The following is a 17,843-nucleotide window of genomic DNA, read 5'->3' as shown; positions in this document are numbered from 1 at the left end:
CTCGTCCGGAGGAAACACCATCTCACCGGGGGTGCGCCGGGCGGTATCCCTGACGCCGGATCGCCCGAGGGGTGGACATCCCCTAGGGGTTGGTCAGCACTGCGGCCCAGGGGTCTTTCGTCCCGGCGGAGGAGGCCGAAAGTCCGTGCGGGTCCTTAACTGATTCATACGAGCGGGGCCCGGGGGGTGGGGTTAACCCCCCGGTGGATACGGCGATGGGCACCAGCGCGCCGACCACCCCCCGCCGCGCAGACTTCGAGGCGGCGACGCGCGTACGCGGGCGGACACGGCCACACAGCACCACGAACAGGGGAGAAGACCGTGACATCGGCGATGACCGAAACCAGGCACGGGGACATCGGCGGCCACGGCGCCGTCGCCGCCCGAGCGCGCGAGGTCGTCAAGGCCTACGGATCCGGCGAGACCCGTGTCGTCGCCCTCGACTCGGTGGACGTGGACATCCACCGGGGGCAGTTCACCGCGATCATGGGCCCCTCCGGCTCCGGCAAGTCCACGCTGATGCACTGCCTGGCGGGGCTGGACACCGTGACGAGCGGCCGGATCCACCTCGACGACACCGAGATCACCGGCCTGAAGGACAAGAAGCTCACGCAGCTGCGCCGGGACAAGATCGGCTTCATCTTCCAGGCCTTCAACCTGCTGCCGACGCTGAACGCCCTGGAGAACATCACGCTCCCCATGGACATCGCCGGCCGCAAGCCCGACCCGCAGTGGCTGGAGCGGGTCGTGGAGACCGTCGGCCTCGCGGGCCGACTCAAGCACCGCCCCACCGAGCTGTCCGGCGGTCAGCAGCAGCGCGTGGCCGTCGCCCGCGCCCTCGCCGCCCGTCCGGCGATCATCTTCGGTGACGAGCCGACCGGCAACCTCGACTCCCGCGCCGGCGCCGAAGTCCTCGGCTTCCTGCGCCAGTCGGTGGATTCCCTCGGTCAGACCATCGTCATGGTCACGCACGATCCGGTCGCCGCCTCGTACGCCGACCGCGTCATCTTCCTCGCCGACGGCCGCATCGTCGACGAGATGTACGCCCCCTCCGCCGACCAGGTCCTGGACCGGATGAAGGACTTCGACGCGCGCGGGCGGACGTCGTGACCGTCATGAAGACCGCGCGACGCAACTTCGTCGCGCACAAGGGCCGGATGGCGCTCTCCGCCATCGCCGTCATGCTGTCCGTCGCCTTCGTCTGCGGCACCCTGGTCTTCTCGGACACGATGTCCGCGACCTTCGACAAGCTCTTCGCGGTCACCAGCTCCGACGTCACCGTCAGCCCCAAGCAGGCCGAGGTCGGGGAGGAGATACCCGACACCGGCAAGCCCGAGACGCTCGACGGCGCCGTCGTCGCCAAGGCCGCGGGCGCCCAGGGCGTGCGCTCCGCCGAGGGCGGGGTCATCTCCGCCGCCGTCACGGTCGTCAACTCCAAGAACGAGAACGTGGGCTCGACCACCGGCGCCCCGACCCTCGCGGGCAACTGGAGCGACTCCGAGCTGAAGTCCATGAAGATCACCTCAGGTCACGCCCCGCGCGGCCCGACCGACGTGATGATCGACAGTGATACGGCGAAGAAGCACCGCCTCGCCCTCGGCGACGAGCTGCGCACCATCACCTTCAGCGGCGACCTCCGCGCGAAGATCAGCGGCATCGCCACCTTCCAGGTGACCAACCCGGGCGCGACCCTCGTCTACTTCGACCTCCCGACCGCCCAGCAGAACCTGCTCGGCAGCCCCGGGACGTTCACCCACGTCAACGTCACCGCCAAGGACGGGGTGAGCGACGAGCAGCTCAAGCAGAGCGTCGCGAGCGCCCTCGGCGCCGGCCCCTACAAGCTCCAGACCGCCAAGGAGGCCGCGGACGCCAACCGCAAGGACGTCGGCGCCTTCCTGGACGTCCTGAAGTACGGGATGCTCGGCTTCGCCGGGATCGCCTTCCTCGTCGGCATCTTCCTCATCTTCAACACCTTCTCGATGCTGGTCGCCCAGCGCACCCGCGAGATCGGCCTGATGCGCGCCATCGGCGCCGACCGCCGGCAGATCAACCGATCCGTGCTGGTCGAGGCCTTCCTGCTCGGCGTCGTGGGCTCCCTCCTCGGCGTGGCGGCCGGTATCGGCCTGGCCGTCGGCCTGATGAAGCTCATGGGCCTGCTGGGCATGAAGATGTCCACCGGCGACCTGACGGTCATGTGGACGACCCCGGTCGCCGGCGTGGTCCTCGGCATCGTCGTCACCGTCGTCTCCGCCTACGTCCCGGGCCGCCGGGCCGGCAAGGTCTCCCCGATGGCCGCCCTGCGCGAATCCGGCATCACCGGGGACCGCAAGGCCGGTGTGATCCGCGCCGTCCTCGGCCTGGTCGTCACCGCCGTCGGCGGCGGAGGGCTGTTCCTCGCCGTGTCCGCCGACAAGGCCACCACCGGCTCGCTGTGGCTGGGCGTCGGCGTCCTGTTCACGCTGATCGGCTTCATCATGATCGGCCCGCTGCTCGCGGCCGGCGTGGTCCGCATGCTCGCCGGGATCGTCCTGCGGCCCTTCGGCTCCGTCGGCCGGCTCGCCGAACGCAACGCGCTGCGCAACCCGCGCCGCACCGGCGCCACCGCCGCCGCGCTGATGATCGGACTGGCGCTGGTCGCCTGCCTGTCGGTGGTCGGCTCCTCGATGGTGGCCTCCGCCACCGACGAACTCGACAAGTCGGTCGGCGCGGACTACATCGTCAGCTCCGAGACCGGCCAGCCGATCGTGGCGCAGGCCGAACAGGCGATGCGCGCCGGCGGGCGCCTCGACCACGTCACCGCCTACCGCGAGATCCCGGCCAGGATCACCGCGCCCGACGGGGCCGCCACCGAGGAGCGCCTGAGCGCCACCGACCCGACGTACGCCAAGGACCTCCGGCGCAAGGTGGTGGCCGGCGAGCACGCGGCGGCGTACGGGACGAACGCCATCTCCGTCGGCTCGCTCTACGCCGACGCCCACCGCGTCAAGGTCGGCGACGAGCTGAGCGTGGCCTTCACCGGCGGCAACACCGTCAAGCTGAAGGTCGCCGCGATCACCCTCGACGAGGGCAACATCGACAAGGGCGCCAAGTACATCAGCACCGCCCTCGCCCGGGCGAACGTCCCCGCCGACCGGCTGCCGCGCCCGTTCATGCTGCTGGCCTCCGCCAAGGACGGCCAGGCGGCGAGCGCGTACGAGGACGTCAAGAAGGCGCTGGCCGAGTACCCGCAGTACAAGGTCCGCAACCAGGCCGACTACAAGCAGGCCCTGAAGGACCAGGTCGGCCAGCTGCTGAACATCGTCTACGGGCTCCTCGGCCTCGCGATCATCGTCGCGGTGCTGGGCGTCGTGAACACCCTGGCCCTCTCGGTGGTCGAACGGACCCGCGAGATCGGCCTCATGCGGGCCATCGGCCTCTCCCGCCGGCAGCTGCGCCGCATGATCCGCCTGGAGTCGGTGGTCATCGCCCTCTTCGGCGCCCTGCTGGGCCTCGGACTGGGCATGGGCTGGGGCGCGAGCGCGCAGCGGCTGCTGGCCCTCGAAGGCCTGAAGGTGCTGGAGATCCCCTGGCCGACGATCCTCGCGGTGTTCGCGGGCTCGGCGCTGGTGGGTCTGTTCGCCGCACTGGTCCCGGCCTTCCGGGCGGGGCGGATGAACGTCCTGAACGCGATCGCGAGCGAGTAGCGGGGGTAGCGGCGCGTCGGACGGCACGAGCGGCCCCGGATCGTCCCCGTGGACGGTCCGGGGCCGCGCCGTGTTCGCCGTCCTCGGTCAGACTCGTTCGATCGGACCCGTTCGATCGGACCCGTTCGATCGGACCCGTTCGCTCAGACCCGTTCGAGCAGGACCACCCCGCCCGCCTCGCCCACCAGCGTGAACCGCGCCCCCGGGTGCTGTTTCGCGGCGTACTCGACGGGGTTCCCGGCCCAGCCGGTGGAGTTGTCGAAGGTCAGGAACGTCGGCAGGAGCCCCCGGGTGCCGCCGATCCAGAACACCCGGCAGCGCGAGGTCAGCCGGCTCAGCGCCGCGTTGTCGGCCTCCACCCGCACCCCGTCCGGGATCCGCGCGAGCAGCTCCTCCACGGCGGCCACCCGGGCCGGGGTCTCGTACAGGCTCCGCTCCCCGAGGCGGGACAGCGGCAGGCTGGTGGCGCTGAGCGCGAGCGCCGCCGCGAGGAGGGCGCCGGGCAGTTGGAGGGAGTAGGCGCGCAGCCACGGCCGGGTGCCGCGCCGGACGGTGTCGAGGGCGTCGGCCAGGGCGAGCGCGACGACCGGCATCAGGACGGCGCTGTAGTGCCAGTCGGTGGACCAGTAGTGCGGGTCCCCCGACAGGAAGCGCCAGCCGAGGGTCGGCGCGGCGACCAGCAGCAGCGGGGAGCGCAGCGCGAGCAGCCCGCTGGTGGGGACCAGCACCCAGGCGAGGGTGGTGAGTTTCGTGCCGAGGCCGCGCAGCGGGCCACCCGGTTGCTCCAGTTTGTCCCAGTACGGGTATCCCTCGGCGGCGAACGACGGGATCACGACGGTGAACACCAGGGCGGCCACCGCCACCCCCGCCACGGCCACCAGGGCCGCGAGGCGGGCGGCCCGCCGGTCGACGGCGCGGGCCCGCCAGGCCACCACCAGCGCCAACGCCGCCAGGGTGACGCCGAGGTCCTCCTTGACCAGCAGCAGCGGCGCCCCCCAGGCCAGCGCGGCCCGCCAGCGGCGCGCGAGGAGCGCCTCCAGGGCGAAGGCCAGCAGCGGCACCGCGAAGCAGATCTCGTGGAAGTCGAACTCGACGGCCCGCTGGACGCCCCAGGACAGTCCGTACGCCGCCCCGAGGGCGATGCCCCGGGCCTGCCCGAGGAGGCGGACCGAGGCCCGGGTGACGGGCAGGGCGGACAGCGCGAACAGGGCCGCCTGCACCACCAGGAGCGTGACGGGCGTCGGGAAGATCCGGTAGAGCGGCGCGATCAGGGCGACGACGGGGCTGAAGTGGTCGCCGAGGATGTGGAAGCCCGGCCCCTTCAGGTCGGCGATCGGCGCCCGGAGCCAGGCGTAGGAGCGCACCACCTGCTCGAAGATCCCGAGGTCCCAGGAGAACTCCTCCAGCCGCCGGTAGCGGGCCAGGGAGAGCGTCGCGTACGCGACGAACAGCACGGCCGTCAGCCCGTACGGGGCCAGGCGCGCGGCCCGCGGCGAGCGCGCCGCGCGCCCGGCCGCGTCCCGGAGCCGACGGGCCGCCGGGGACGGCGCGGAGCCCGCGGCCGGGGCGGCGGCGGGCTGCTCGGATGGCGGGGGTGTCCCGGCTATGGACATACGGACGGATTTTCGCACCCGAACGGGCGAGCCCCGCCCCACCCCGCACCCCGACCCGCCGCCCCCCGACCCCTCCGACCCGCCCCCGCCGCGCGCCGCCCCGCCCGGCGGTCCGAATCCTTCGCGCGCGCCCGACGGCCGCGTCGTAGGGTGGGAAACCCCGGCCCGTTCGACGTGTCGGGTGCTTCGCGTTGCCCCTCCGCACCCTTCCCCAGGATGGAAAGCCCCCTTCATGAGCCTGCACGGACTGCTCGACGCCGTCACCCGGGACCCGGCCCTCGCCGAGGCGGTCACCGCGGCCGGGGACGGCAACCGCATGCACGTGGACCTCGTCGGCCCGCCCGCCGCGCGGCCCTTCGCGATCGCCGCGCTGGCCGCCCGTACCGGGCGCACCGTCCTCGCGGTCACCGCCACCGGACGGGAGGCCGAGGACCTGGCCGCCGCGCTGCGCTCCCTGCTGCCCCCCGACGAGGTGGTGGACTACCCGTCCTGGGAGACGCTGCCGCACGAGCGGCTCAGCCCGCGCAGCGACACCGTCGGCCGGCGGATCGCGGTGCTGCGCCGGCTCGCGCACCCGAGCGCGGACGACCCGGCGGCGGGGCCGGTGTCGGTGGTGGTCGCGCCGATCCGTTCGGTGCTCCAGCCGCAGGTCAAGGGGCTCGGGGACCTGGTGCCGGTGAGCCTGCGGCAGCGGCAGAGCGTCGACCTCGGCGAGGTGACCGAGGCGCTGGCGGCGGCCGCGTACGCGCGCGTCGAGCTGGTCGAGAAGCGCGGCGAGTTCGCCGTGCGCGGCGGCATCCTCGACGTGTTCCCGCCGACCGAGGAGCACCCGCTGCGGGTGGAGTTCTGGGGCGACGAGGTCGAGGAGATCCGTTACTTCAAGGTCGCCGACCAGCGCTCTCTGGAGATCGCCGAGCACGGGCTGTGGGCGCCGCCCTGCCGTGAGCTGCTGCTGACCGACGAGGTCCGGCGGCGGGCCGCGGCCCTCGCCGAGGCCCATCCCGAGCTCGGCGAGCTGCTGCACAAGATCGCCGAGGGGATCGCGGTCGAGGGCATGGAGTCCCTGGCCCCCGTCCTCGTCGACGACATGGAACTGCTGATCGACGTCCTGCCCGCCGGGGCGATGGCCGTGGTCTGCGACCCCGAACGCGTCCGCACCCGGGCCGCCGACCTCGTCGCGACCTCGCAGGAGTTCCTGATGGCCTCCTGGGCGGCCACCGCCGGCGGCGGTGAGGCCCCCATCGACGTCGGCGCGGCCTCCCTGCGCGGGATCGCGGACGTACGGGAGCACGCGCGCGAGCTCGGCATGATGTGGTGGTCGGTCTCCCCGTTCGCCGCCGACGAGGTCGTGGGCGGAGACACTCTCAAGCTGGGCATGCACGCCCCCGAGGCCTACCGGGGCGACACCGCCCGCGCGCTCGCCGACACCAAGGGCTGGATCGCCGACGGCTGGCACACCGTCTACCTCACCGAGGGCCACGGCCCGGCCGCCCGTACCGTCGAGGTCCTCGGCGGCGAGGGCATCGCCGCCCGCCTGGAGGCCGACCTCCACACGCTGGAACCCTCGATCGTGCACGTCGCCTGCGGCTCGCTCGACAACGGCTTCGTGGACCCGGCCCTGCGCCTGGCCGTCCTCACCGAGACCGACCTGACCGGACAGCGCACCGCGACGAAGGACCTCGGCCGGATGCCGACCCGACGCCGCAAGTCCATCGACCCCCTCACCCTGGAGGTCGGCGACTACATCGTCCACGAGCAGCACGGCGTCGGCCGCTACATCGAGATGGTGCAGCGCACCGTGCAGGGCGCCACCCGCGAGTACCTCCTCGTCGAGTACGCCCCCGCCAAGCGCGGCCAGCCCGGCGACCGCCTCTACATCCCCACCGATCAGCTGGAGCAGGTCACCAAGTACGTCGGCGGCGAGGCCCCGACCCTGCACCGGCTCGGCGGCGCCGACTGGACGAAGACCAAGGCGCGGGCGAAGAAGGCCGTCAAGGAGATCGCCGCCGACCTCATCAAGCTCTACAGCGCGCGCATGGCCGCCCCCGGCCACACCTTCGGCCCCGACACGCCCTGGCAGCGCGAGCTGGAGGACGCCTTCCCGTACGCGGAGACCCCCGACCAGCTCACCACCATCGCCGAGGTCAAGGAGGACATGGAGAAGTCCGTCCCCATGGACCGGCTGATCTGCGGCGACGTCGGCTACGGCAAGACCGAGATCGCGGTCCGGGCGGCGTTCAAGGCCGTGCAGGACGGCAAGCAGGTCGCCGTCCTCGTCCCGACGACGCTGCTCGTGCAGCAGCACTTCGGGACCTTCTCCGAGCGCTACAGCCAGTTCCCGGTCAACGTGAAGGCGCTGTCGCGCTTCCAGAGCGACACCGAGTCCAAGGCCACCCTGGAGGGGTTGAAGGAGGGCTCGGTCGACGTGGTCATCGGCACGCACCGGCTCTTCTCGCAGGAGACGAAGTTCAAGGACCTGGGCCTGGTCATCGTCGACGAGGAACAGCGGTTCGGCGTCGAACACAAGGAGCAGCTGAAGAAGCTGCGCGCCAACGTGGACGTCCTGACCATGTCCGCGACGCCGATCCCGCGCACCCTGGAGATGGCGGTCACCGGCATCCGCGAGATGTCGACCATCACCACCCCGCCGGAGGAGCGCCACCCGGTGCTCACCTTCGTCGGCCCCTACGAGGAGAAGCAGATCGGCGCCGCGATCCGCCGCGAACTGCTGCGCGAGGGGCAGTGCTTCTACATCCACAACCGGGTCGAGTCCATCGACCGGGCCGCCGCCAAGCTGCGCGAGATCGTGCCCGAGGCGCGGATCGCGACCGCGCACGGGCAGATGTCCGAACAGGCCCTGGAACAGGTCGTCGTGGACTTCTGGGAGAAGAAGTTCGACGTGCTCGTCTCCACGACGATCGTCGAGTCCGGCATCGACATCTCCAACGCCAACACCCTCATCGTGGAGCGCGGCGACAACTTCGGCCTCTCCCAGCTCCACCAGCTGCGCGGCCGTGTCGGGCGAGGCCGCGAGCGCGGGTACGCGTACTTCCTGTACCCGCCGGAGAAGCCGCTGACCGAGACCGCGCACGAGCGGCTCGCCACGATCGCCCAGCACACCGAGATGGGCGCCGGCATGTACGTGGCCATGAAGGACCTGGAGATCCGCGGCGCGGGCAACCTGCTCGGCGGCGAGCAGTCCGGCCACATCGCGGGCGTCGGCTTCGACCTGTACATCCGGATGGTCGGCGAGGCGGTGGCCGACTACCGGGCCGCCGTCGAGGGAGGAGTGGAGGAGGAGCCGCCGCTGGAGGTGAAGATCGAGCTGCCGGTCGACGCGCACGTCCCCCACGACTACGCGCCCGGCGAGCGGCTGCGCCTCCAGGCGTACCGCTCCATCGCCTCCGCGAACTCCGAGGCCGACATCCTGGCCGTACGGGAGGAACTCACCGACCGCTACGGAAAGCTGCCGGAGCCCGTGGAGAACCTGCTGCTGGTGGCGGGCCTGCGGATGCTCGCGCGGGCCTGCGGGGTCGGCGACATCACCCTCCAGGGGCCGAACATCCGCTTCGGCCCGGTGGAGTTGCGCGAGTCGCAGGAGCTGCGCCTGAAGCGGCTCTACCCGGGAACGGTCCTCAAGCCGGCCACCTCGCAGGTGCTGGTGCCGCGCCCGAAGACCGCCCGCGTCGGCGGCAAGCCCCTGGTCGGCCGCGAACTCCTCGCCTGGACCGGCGAGTTCCTGACGACGATCCTGGGCTCGTAGCCGCCCGGTGTGGCCGCCCGCGTTCCGGCGCGGGCGGTCACGAGGCCGGGCGGGACGGGGTCAGGACTTCTTCCAGACGGCGCAGCCCGTGGTCTTGAAGTAGCCGTCGCCGGCGGCGATGGTGACGACCGCCGCGCCCTCGGGGTTCTCGTTGGAGATGATCGAGTCGACGCCGTGGGCGGCGTCCTTGGACCGCTCCCAGTAGCAGCCCGCCGAGCCCTCGGCGGGGCCCGTCGACTTGTAGGTGCCGGGGGCGATGTCCAGGCCCACCTTGAACATGCCGCCGTCGGCGGGGATCTCGACCTTGGGGGAGCCGCCCGTGGCCTTCGGGTCGACGGCCTCCCAGTCCTTGCAGCCGTTGGACTTGAAGACCTTGTCGGACGCGGCGATGGTCACGTAGCTCGCGCCCGTCACGTTGTCGTTCGAGATGATCGATTCGAGCTCGCCGGAGGAGTCCTTGAGGCGCTCCCAGTAGCAGCCCATGCCCTTGTTGCCGGTGGTGCGGTAGGTGCCGGGCTTGACGTCCGAGCCCACCTGGAAGGTTCCGCTGCCCTTGATCGCGACCTGCTTCTTCTCCTCGGCCGGCTTGGAGCTCTGACCGCCCTCGCTCGGCTTCGCGCTGCCCGCGCTCGCGGACCCGCCGGCGGGGGAGGAGGCGGCCGGCTTCCCGCCGTCGTCGCTCTTCTTGCCGTCCGTCGTGGTCGTGCCCGTGCCGCCGCACGCTCCCACCAGTGCCAGCGTGAGGACGGCGCCGCAGCCGGTGAGGACCTTGTGGCGGGCGATCCAACCGGTGCGCGGGGTGGGGGACTGGGACATGGGAGTACTCCTGTTCCTGCCGTGTGCGGGGCCCCGCTGGGCCGCGCGGCGCTCGTCGTGCTGACGCGGTGCTTGACGTGGATCATCACAACAGACGCTGTGAACCGAGTCAACCAAGTTCACAGGATTTCTTGGATTCACGCTGTGAAGCGATCTCGTGCTTGTGTACGGGTATGCTCCCGTCATGCAGGAGGACAGCGCGGCCACCGCCGCCGCAGGGAACACCGTCGAAGTCACCGCCGAGCGCACCGCCGAGGTCACCGCCGCCGGCATCGCCCGCCTGGCCGGCGTCGGACGCGCCGCCGTCAGCAACTGGCGGCGCAGACACCCCGACTTCCCCAAGCCCGTCGGCGGCACCGAGACCAGCCCCTCCTTCGCCCTGTCCGACGTCGAGAACTGGCTGCGCGCCCAGGGCAAGCTCGCCGAGGTCCCCCTGCGCGAACGCGTCTGGCAGCAGGTCGCCTCCCACCCCGGCGGAGCCGTCGCCGCGCTCGTCGACGTCGGCGCCGCACTGCTCCTCGTACGCGACCGGCCCGCCCGGTGGTTGGAGCTCACCGCCGGCTCCGACGAACGGATGGCCGCGCTGCTGCCCGACGCCACCGCCGAGGTGCTCGACCACCGCCTCGGCCCCGCCCACCCCCCGGCCCTCGGCCGCCGGCCCGGCGGCGCACCCGTCCCGCTCCTGCGCGCCGCCGCCGAACTCGCGGCCGGATACCGCGACGACGGCGCCCGCAAGGCCTTCGAGTTCCTCCTCGGCCGCCACCTCGACGCCAATCCCCGGCAGTACACCCTCACCCCCGACGGCTGCGCCGCCCTGATGGCGGCCCTCGCCGGACCCGGCGTACGCACCGCCCTCGACCCCGCCTGCGGCACCGGCGGCCTGCTCCGCGCCCTGGACGGGGCCGACGCCCTCCACGCCGAGGACGTGTCGCCCGAACTGGCCGCGCTCGCCGCCCTGCGCCTGGCCCTGCACGGATCCGCCCGGGTCCGCGCCGCCGCCGCCGACAGCCTGCGCGCCGACACCTTCGCGGGCCTCGCCGTCGACGCCGTCCTGTGCCACCCCCCGTTCAACGAACGCGCCTGGGGCCACGAGGAACTGGCCTACGACCCCCGCTGGGAGTACGGCCTGCCCGCCCGCACCGAATCCGAACTCGCCTGGGTCCAACACGCCCTGGCCCACCTGCGCGAGGGCGGCACCGCCGTGCTGCTCATGCCGCCCGCCGTCGCCGCCCGCCGCTCCGGCCGCCGCATCCGCGCCGACCTGCTGCGCCGGGGCGCCCTGCGGGCCGTCGTCTCGCTCCCCGCCGGCGCGGCGCCGCCGTACGGGATCCCGCTCCAGCTGTGGGTGCTGCGCCGGCCCGCCGGCCCCGCGCCCGCAGGGTTGCTGCTCGTGGACACCGCCGGCCTGGTGCCCGAGGGGCAGGGGCAGGGGCAGCCCCGGGGCGCGTGGCCCGCCGTGCACGACGCGGTACTGGCCGCCTGGACCGCGTACGACCGCACCGGCGCGACCGACGAGGTGCCCGGCGTGAGCCGGGTCGTGCCCGTCGTGGAGCTGCTGGACGACGAGGTCGACCTCACCCCCGCCCGCCACCTGCCGCCGCCCGGCGCCGGCGGCGGCCTCGCCGAACTGACCGCCGTACGCGAACGGCTCGACGAGACCCTCTCCCGCGCGGCCCGTCTCACCCCGCCCACCGCCGCCCCCGCCGACGGGTCCGCCGCCCGCACGCCGCAGACCACCATCGGCGAACTCGCCCGCGCCGGCGCCCTGCTGCTGCGCGCCGGCACCGCCACCGCCACCGCGTCCGGCGCGGACGGCGGCGAACTGCCCCTGCTCACCGAACACGACGTCCACTCCGGCGGCCCGCCCTCCGCCACGACCACCCCGGCCGGCCCGACGGCCGGCGCCGAGGAGCCGATCGTGGTCGAACCCGGCGACGTCGTCGTCCCCGTCGTCGGCGCCGTCGGCATCGCCCGCGTCGTCACCGCCGATCCGGCGAGCGGCGCCGGCGCCGTCCTCGGCCGCAACCTCCAACTCCTGCGCCCCGACCCGGCCGCGCTCGACCCCTGGTTCCTCGCCGGCTTCCTGCGCGGCACCGCCAACACCCGCCGCGCCAGCAGCCACGCCTCCACCGCCACCCGGCTCGACGTACGGCGCCTGCGGCTGCCCCGCCTCGCGCCGGCCGAACAGCGCCGCTACGGGGCCCGCTTCCGCGCGCTCGCCGAGTTCGAGGACGTACTGCGGCAGGCGGGACGGCTCGGGGAACAGCTCGTCCAAGGCCTGTACGACGGGCTCTCCGACGGCTCCGTCACTCCCGACTGAGGTGCCCCGGGCGGGCGGATACTGCGACCTCGCAACGGTTGCGCGCATCCCCTCACAAACGGCCGGAAAGGCTGTATACGCTCAGGGCGTCGACCCTTTTCCGTACGCCCCGTCAGGAGCAGCGATGCACGCCCCCGGCCTCCCGCCGCAGCAAGGCCCTCACGGCCACCGGCCCTTGTCCGGGGCGGCGTTGACGCTGCGCGTGGTGTTCACGGCGCTGCCCGTGCTCACCTGCGGCTTCTTCGCCTGGGGCGCGCTGCTGCGGCTGGCGCTGCTCACCCGCAGGGCGCGCGACTGGGCGCTGTTGGTGCTGAGCGGGGCGCTGTCGATCCTCTGGATCGTCTTCATCGAGCTCGACCCGACGGCCGAGACCAACGGCTGGCAGGGCAACGTCGGCGCCGGTGGCTCGATCTTCACGGGCTTCGCGGTCTGCGTCTACTACCTCGTGTCCGACATCCGTCACCACGAGGCGAAGGCCGCCGCTGCCGCCCTGACCCCGGCCGCGCCCTGGTACCCGGGGCCGCAGGGCTTGTACACGCAGCAGCCGCAGCAGTCGGTGCCCCAGCCGCAGCACCAGCCCCTGCCGTCCCAGCAGACCATGCCGTCCTACGGCTACCCGCAGGCGCCGCAGAGCCCGCAGCCGCAGCAGGCGCAGCAGCCTCCGCAGCCCCAACAGCCCGCCCCGCAGCACCAGCAGCCGACCCCGCCCCCGCGCCTCGGGCAGGTCCGCGCCGAGCTGGACGAGCTGAGCGAGCTGCTGCGCCAACAGAACCCGGACCGTCCCCCGCAGCCCCCGCGGCCCGGTGGCCCGTACCAGGACCCGAACAGCACGGCGATCCAGGACCCGGGCCGGTGAGCCACTCGGAACGCCTGATCGGCGAGCGCTACCAGCTCGCCACCATCCTCGGCCAGGGCGGCATGGGCCAGGTGTGGACGGCCTACGACCGGCGCCTGGACCGTCGCGTCGCCGTCAAGCTGCTGCGCCCCGACAAGGTCGCCGGCCCCGGCACCGTCGCCGAGGAACTGCGCCGCCGCTTCGTGCGCGAATGCCGCGTCACCGCGCAGGTGGACCACCCGGGCCTGGTCACCGTCCACGACGCGGGCAGCGACGGCGACGAACTGTTCCTGGTCATGGGCTACGTCGAGGGCTCCGACCTGGCCGACCACCTCGCCGAACACGACCCCTACCCCTGGCCGTGGGCCGTCGCGGTGGTGGCGCAGCTGTGCGCCGTGCTGTCGGCCGTGCACGCGGTGCCGATCGTGCACCGCGACCTGAAGCCCCGCAACGTGATGATCCGCCCCGACGGCACCGTGCTGGTCCTCGACCTCGGCGTCGCCTCCGTCATGGACACCGACACCACCCGCCTCACCAGCACCGGATCCCCCATCGGCAGCCCGGCCTACATGGCGCCCGAGCAGGCCATGGGCGGCGCGGTCGGCCCGTACACCGACCTGTACGCCCTCGGCGTGCTGCTCTACGAACTCCTCAGCGGCAACGTCCCCTTCGCCGGCTCCACCGCCCTCGGGGTGCTGCACCGCCACCTGTACGAGCCCCCGCTCCCGGTGCGCGGACAGCGCCCCGACATCCCGCCGGAGCTGGAGGCGCTGCTGCTGCGCCTCCTCGCGAAGGACCCGCAGGACCGCCCCGCCTCCGCGCAGGAGGTCTACGAGGCCCTCGCGCCGATGCTCCCGACGCGCGGCAGCCGGCTCCCGACCGGCCCCCTCGACCCGACCCGGCCCTTCCTGCGCCCCCAGGCCCCCTGGCCCGACCGGGCCGCGGCCGTGCCGCCCCGGCCGACCGCGCCCCCGGCGCCGGCCCGGCCGGACATCCCGGGCGCGGTCGACGAGGCCCGCAAGCTCCTCGACCAGGGCCAGCTGACCCGCGCCGTGGACATCCTCGGCGGGATCCTCCCGGCGGCGGCCGCCGAGCACGGGGAGCACTCACCCGTGGTCCGCAGCCTGCGCAAGCAGTACGCCGCCACGCTGATGGACGACGGACAGTACCGCCGCGCCCTGCCGGAACTGCGGCGCCTGGCGCAGGAGTTCCCCGCGGGCGACCCGCAGGCGCTGCGCTTCCGCTACGACGCCGCCCAGTGCCTGGAGCAGCTCGGCGAACCGGCGGCGGCGCTCGCCGAGTACCGCTCGCTGCTGCCGCTGTTCGAGAACCACTACGCCAACCCGGACCCGGGCCTGCCGCTGGAGGTCCGCCGGCGGATCGCGCACCTGCTGCTCTCCCTCGGCGACCGCGCGGCGGCCCACGACACCCTGGTCCGCCTCCTGTTCGACGCGGACCGCCTGCACGGCCCCGGTCACCCCCTTCCGGTGGAGGTCCGGCGCACGTTGCAGTGGCTGGGTCAGGTGCGCTGACCCACCGCGCCCCGCGTCGGACCCACCGCGTCCCGCGTTCCACCCACCGCGTCCCGCGTTGCGGCCCGCCTGCGGATCACCGCGGGCGCCGCCATGGCCGCAAGGGCCAGCGCCGCCAAGGCCCCGCCCGCCACCAGCCCCGGCGGGCGGAACGAGCAGGTCACCGTGGTGGCGCGGCCGTCCAGGGGTACCGCCAGCAGGCCCAGGTGGGCCGAGGCGGGCCGCCCGTCGCAGCTCCAGCCCGCGACGGCCGGTACGGAGATCACCGCCGTGCCCGCGCCGCCGGCGGGCAGGGTGGCCCGTAGACCCGCGTCCGACACCGCGACCGACGTGGCGGCGGAGGCGCGCAGGGTCGACACCGCCCGCGCGAGCCGGTCCCGGTCCAGGCAGGCGAGCGTCCACGCCGCGGGCGCCGGCCGGTCGAAGACGAGCCGCGACGCGGGGCCGTGCGAAGGGCCCATCGGCTGGAGCGCCGCCCGGTTGCGCGGGACGTTGCCGTTCAGCCGCAGGGGCCGGCCGTCGGCGAGGCGGGCCGTGGCGTTGTACTCCGGGGCCCACAGGAAGGCGTCGGTCCCCGCCCGGCAGACGCCGGGGGCGAGCGGGTCCTCGTAGACCTTCGCGCCCAGCAGGAGTTCCTGGTTCGCGAAGGGGGAGTCCCCGTACGCGGGGGCCGGGCCCGCCGGGCGGACGGTGACCAGCGGCAGCGACGCGGAGCGCACGACCGTGCCGTCCGGCTTCAGCCGCGCCCCGACGGCGAACAGCGCGTCCGTCACCGGGTTGTCGAGGCTCTGCACGTTGCGCCCCCGGGAGGTCCAGCCCGCGCCGAGCGCCGCCATCGTGCGCGTGAACACGTCCGGGGTGTGACTGCTGTAGTACGCGCCGCCCTGACCGCCGAGCAGCATCGGATCGTTGCCGGACAGCGCGGGCCGCCCCGCGTCGGTGCGGTACGCGGGCCAGCCGTCGGCCTGCTCCAGCGCGTTGGCCCGCGCGGTGTGGGCGCGGCCCCAGGACGGGTAGTCGTCCAGTCCGGCGAGCTTGCCCTTGTGGCCGTGGGCCGTGGTCGCCGCGGCCTGCGCGACCAGGACGAGCCCGAGGACGGCCGCCGCCGGCCCCACCAGGCGAGGGCGGCGCAGCGCCCACCAGGCGCCGGCCGCGAGGACCAGCCCGCCGCAGAGCAGGACCGCCCCCCGCACCGTGGCCAGCGGGCTCGTCGCCGACCACAGCACCGCGACGGTGATCACGCCCGCGCCCGCCGCCAGGGCCCTGCGCCCCGGCGGGCCCGAGGCGAGTCCCGTCCAGGCGGCGATCACCACGATCCCGGCCAGGACGAAGGTCTGCCGGTACGCGCTGCCGTTCGGCGTCGCGAAGACGTGCCAGGCCAGATGCGTCGGCGCCCACTGCAACGACAGGGCCACCGCCACCACCAGACCGGCCCACCACCAGCGCGTCCGCGCCGGCACCGCCCGGTGGAACGGCAGCGCCGCCACCAGCAGCAGCGTCCCCGTCCCCACGAACACGGCCGGGGAGTTGAAGGAGTACGTCGCCGGCATCAGCCGCGCGAACAGGTCCGCCCACGGCACCGGCCCGAACTGCCGCGACCACCCCGGATAGGCCTGCTTCGAACTCAGGAACAGCGGCACCAGCACCGGCGCCGCCAGGGCGATGCCCAGCAGGCAGGTCAGCGCCCCCCGCCCCACCACCCGGGCACGCTCGCGCGCCCCCTCCCGGGTCAGCACCACCCGCACCACCAGCACCAGCGCCGCGCCGAGCGTCGCCATGTACGCGGTGTAGAAGTTCGCCGTCCAGCAGACGGCCACCACCAGCACCCCGGTCACCGGCCGGCGCGTCCGCAGGGCCCACTCGCCGGTCAGGCACAGCAGCGGGAAGGCGATCAGCCCGTCCAGCCACATCGGGTTGTAGGCCGCCTCGATCACCGACCAGCCGCACAGCGCGTACGAGGCCCCGAGCAGCCCCGCCGCCCACCAGAGCCCCCGCCGCTGGGTGAGCAGCAGCCAGGCCATCGCGGCCGCCGCGGCGGTCATCTTGAGCACGGTGACGGCGTACACGGCGAGGTCGATGTCCTCGCGCGGGAACAGCGCCACCAGCACGGCGAACGGACTCGTCAGATACGTGCCCCAGTCGGGCAGGAAGCTGCTGCCGTAGCCGGACTGCCAGTTGAAGAGGAGCCCGCCCTCGGCCCGCCCGTGCAGCAGGTCCCACAGGTGCGCGTGGAAGGGCACGAACTGGTTGCCGAGGTCGTTGACGCTGCGGTGGCGCGAACCGTACGGGAACACGCGCGCGAGGGCGTCCCCGGCGCAGACGGCCACCGCCGTGACGAGCGCCGCGAGGAGCGGGCCGGACAGGCGCGACCGGAGCGTGGCCAGACGCGGGGCGAGACGCGTTGCGAGACGCCGGGGCCGGGCGGTGGAATCGGCCTGGCCGGCGCGCCGCGGGGAGAGCTGCGAAATCGACATGGTGGCCCGACGATGCCGGCAACGCGGGGCCCGGCGGTAGCCGGGGGGTGAACTCGCACCCCAACACCCCCGGAATCGTTGGTCGAACCGGTGGCCCGTACCACTCTGACCTCATACCATCGATCACCGCACGGCCTTGTGCACCGACGCACAATCTCCCGGCCCTGGAGGCTCCTTTGCACCGTCGCACAGCGCTCTCCGTCTCCGTCGCCCTCCTCGCGGCGGCCCCCCTGCTGACCGCCTGCTCCGCCGACACCCGCCCCGGCACCGCGGCCGTCGTCGGCGGTGAACGGATCACCACCTCCGCCCTCCAGGCCCAGGTCAACGACGTCCGCGCGGCGCAGAACCGTTCCGCGCAGGGCGCGCAGCTGATCGGGGCGACCGCCGGTCTGGAACGCCTCAAGCTCAACAAGATGATCCAGACCGCCGTCCTGGAGCGCGCCGCGAAGGACGCCGGGGTGAGCGTGAGCCCCAAGGAGATCGAGGACGTCCACAAGGCGCAGCTCGAACAGGCCGGCGACGAGAAGGCCCTGGCCGCGGCGGCGCTGGAGCAGGCGCAGCTCACGCCCGGCCAGATGGCCGCCGACACCCGCTTCAAGCTGCTGCGCGACAAGCTCTTCGCGCACTACGGCAGTCAGGACAAGGCCCTCGTCAAGCTGGGCGAGGCGGCGAAGGCCCTGCACATCGAGGTCAACCCGCGCTACGGCCACTGGGACGCCCGGCAGATCCTCCTGGGCGACCAGCAGACCCCGTGGATCACCCAGCGGAGCCGGCCCGAGCAGGCCGTACCCGCCGGAGCCTGACGCC

General features: G+C 73.7%; 10 protein-coding genes. 7 read left to right on the top strand and 3 right to left on the bottom strand.

Annotation, left to right across the window (positions count from 1 at the left end; genetic code table 11):
• Positions 1-333: 333 nt before the first annotated feature.
• A complete protein-coding gene (locus M4D82_RS13900; protein ID WP_502988921.1) occupies positions 334-1,110 on the top strand; it encodes an ABC transporter ATP-binding protein in 777 nt (258 codons plus the stop codon).
• Positions 1,107-3,683, top strand: a complete 2,577-nt coding sequence (locus M4D82_RS13895; RefSeq protein ID WP_249766346.1) for an ABC transporter permease — start codon at positions 1,107-1,109, stop codon at positions 3,681-3,683. The genes M4D82_RS13900 and M4D82_RS13895 overlap by 4 nt, the downstream gene beginning before the upstream one ends.
• Before the next feature lie 143 nt (positions 3,684-3,826).
• Here the strand turns inward: M4D82_RS13895 and M4D82_RS13890 are convergent, their stop codons facing one another.
• A complete protein-coding gene (locus tag M4D82_RS13890; RefSeq protein WP_249766345.1) occupies positions 3,827-5,296 on the bottom strand; it encodes a DUF2079 domain-containing protein in 1,470 nt (489 codons plus the stop codon).
• A gap of 232 nt (positions 5,297-5,528) precedes the next feature.
• On the opposite strand from M4D82_RS13890, the gene mfd reads away from it, so the two are divergent.
• Positions 5,529-9,059 carry a transcription-repair coupling factor gene (mfd, locus tag M4D82_RS13885; RefSeq protein WP_249766344.1) on the top strand — a complete coding sequence of 1,177 codons (3,531 nt, stop codon included), beginning with the start codon at positions 5,529-5,531 and terminating at the stop codon, positions 9,057-9,059.
• A gap of 60 nt (positions 9,060-9,119) precedes the next feature.
• On the opposite strand, the gene M4D82_RS13880 is transcribed toward mfd, so the two are convergent.
• Positions 9,120-9,875, bottom strand: coding sequence for an Rv1352/Rv1906c domain-containing protein (locus M4D82_RS13880; protein ID WP_249766343.1), 756 nt, complete (start codon positions 9,873-9,875; stop codon positions 9,120-9,122).
• 184 nt (positions 9,876-10,059) lie between these two features.
• Between M4D82_RS13880 and M4D82_RS13875 the strand changes: the two genes are divergently transcribed.
• From M4D82_RS13875 to M4D82_RS13865, 3 genes are all read left to right on the top strand, one after another.
• A complete protein-coding gene (locus M4D82_RS13875; RefSeq protein WP_249766342.1) occupies positions 10,060-12,195 on the top strand; it encodes an N-6 DNA methylase in 2,136 nt (711 codons plus the stop codon).
• 124 nt (positions 12,196-12,319) lie between these two features.
• Positions 12,320-13,051, top strand: a complete 732-nt coding sequence (locus M4D82_RS13870; protein ID WP_249766341.1) for a hypothetical protein — start codon at positions 12,320-12,322, stop codon at positions 13,049-13,051.
• Positions 13,048-14,562 (top strand): serine/threonine-protein kinase, encoded by a 1,515-nt coding sequence (locus M4D82_RS13865; RefSeq protein ID WP_283844475.1) that lies wholly within the window; start codon positions 13,048-13,050, stop codon positions 14,560-14,562. Before M4D82_RS13870 ends, M4D82_RS13865 begins: the two co-directional genes overlap by 4 nt.
• Here the strand turns inward: M4D82_RS13865 and M4D82_RS13860 are convergent.
• Positions 14,550-17,036 (bottom strand): YfhO family protein, encoded by a 2,487-nt coding sequence (locus tag M4D82_RS13860; RefSeq protein WP_249766340.1) that lies wholly within the window; start codon positions 17,034-17,036, stop codon positions 14,550-14,552. The genes M4D82_RS13865 and M4D82_RS13860 overlap by 13 nt on opposite strands.
• A 176-nt stretch (positions 17,037-17,212) precedes the next feature.
• Here M4D82_RS13860 and M4D82_RS13855 point away from each other — a divergent pair, with 176 nt between their 5' ends.
• Positions 17,213-17,839: a SurA N-terminal domain-containing protein gene (locus M4D82_RS13855; RefSeq protein WP_249766339.1), complete on the top strand. Its 627-nt coding sequence runs from the start codon at positions 17,213-17,215 to the stop codon at positions 17,837-17,839.
• Positions 17,840-17,843: the final 4 nt, after the last annotated feature.

Source organism: Streptomyces sp. RerS4 (genome assembly GCF_023515955.1).
Classification (GTDB): Bacteria; Actinomycetota; Actinomycetes; order Streptomycetales; family Streptomycetaceae; genus Streptomyces.
The sequence above is the reverse complement of the archived record's forward strand: the minus strand, read 5'-3'. Positions and strand labels throughout refer to the sequence as shown.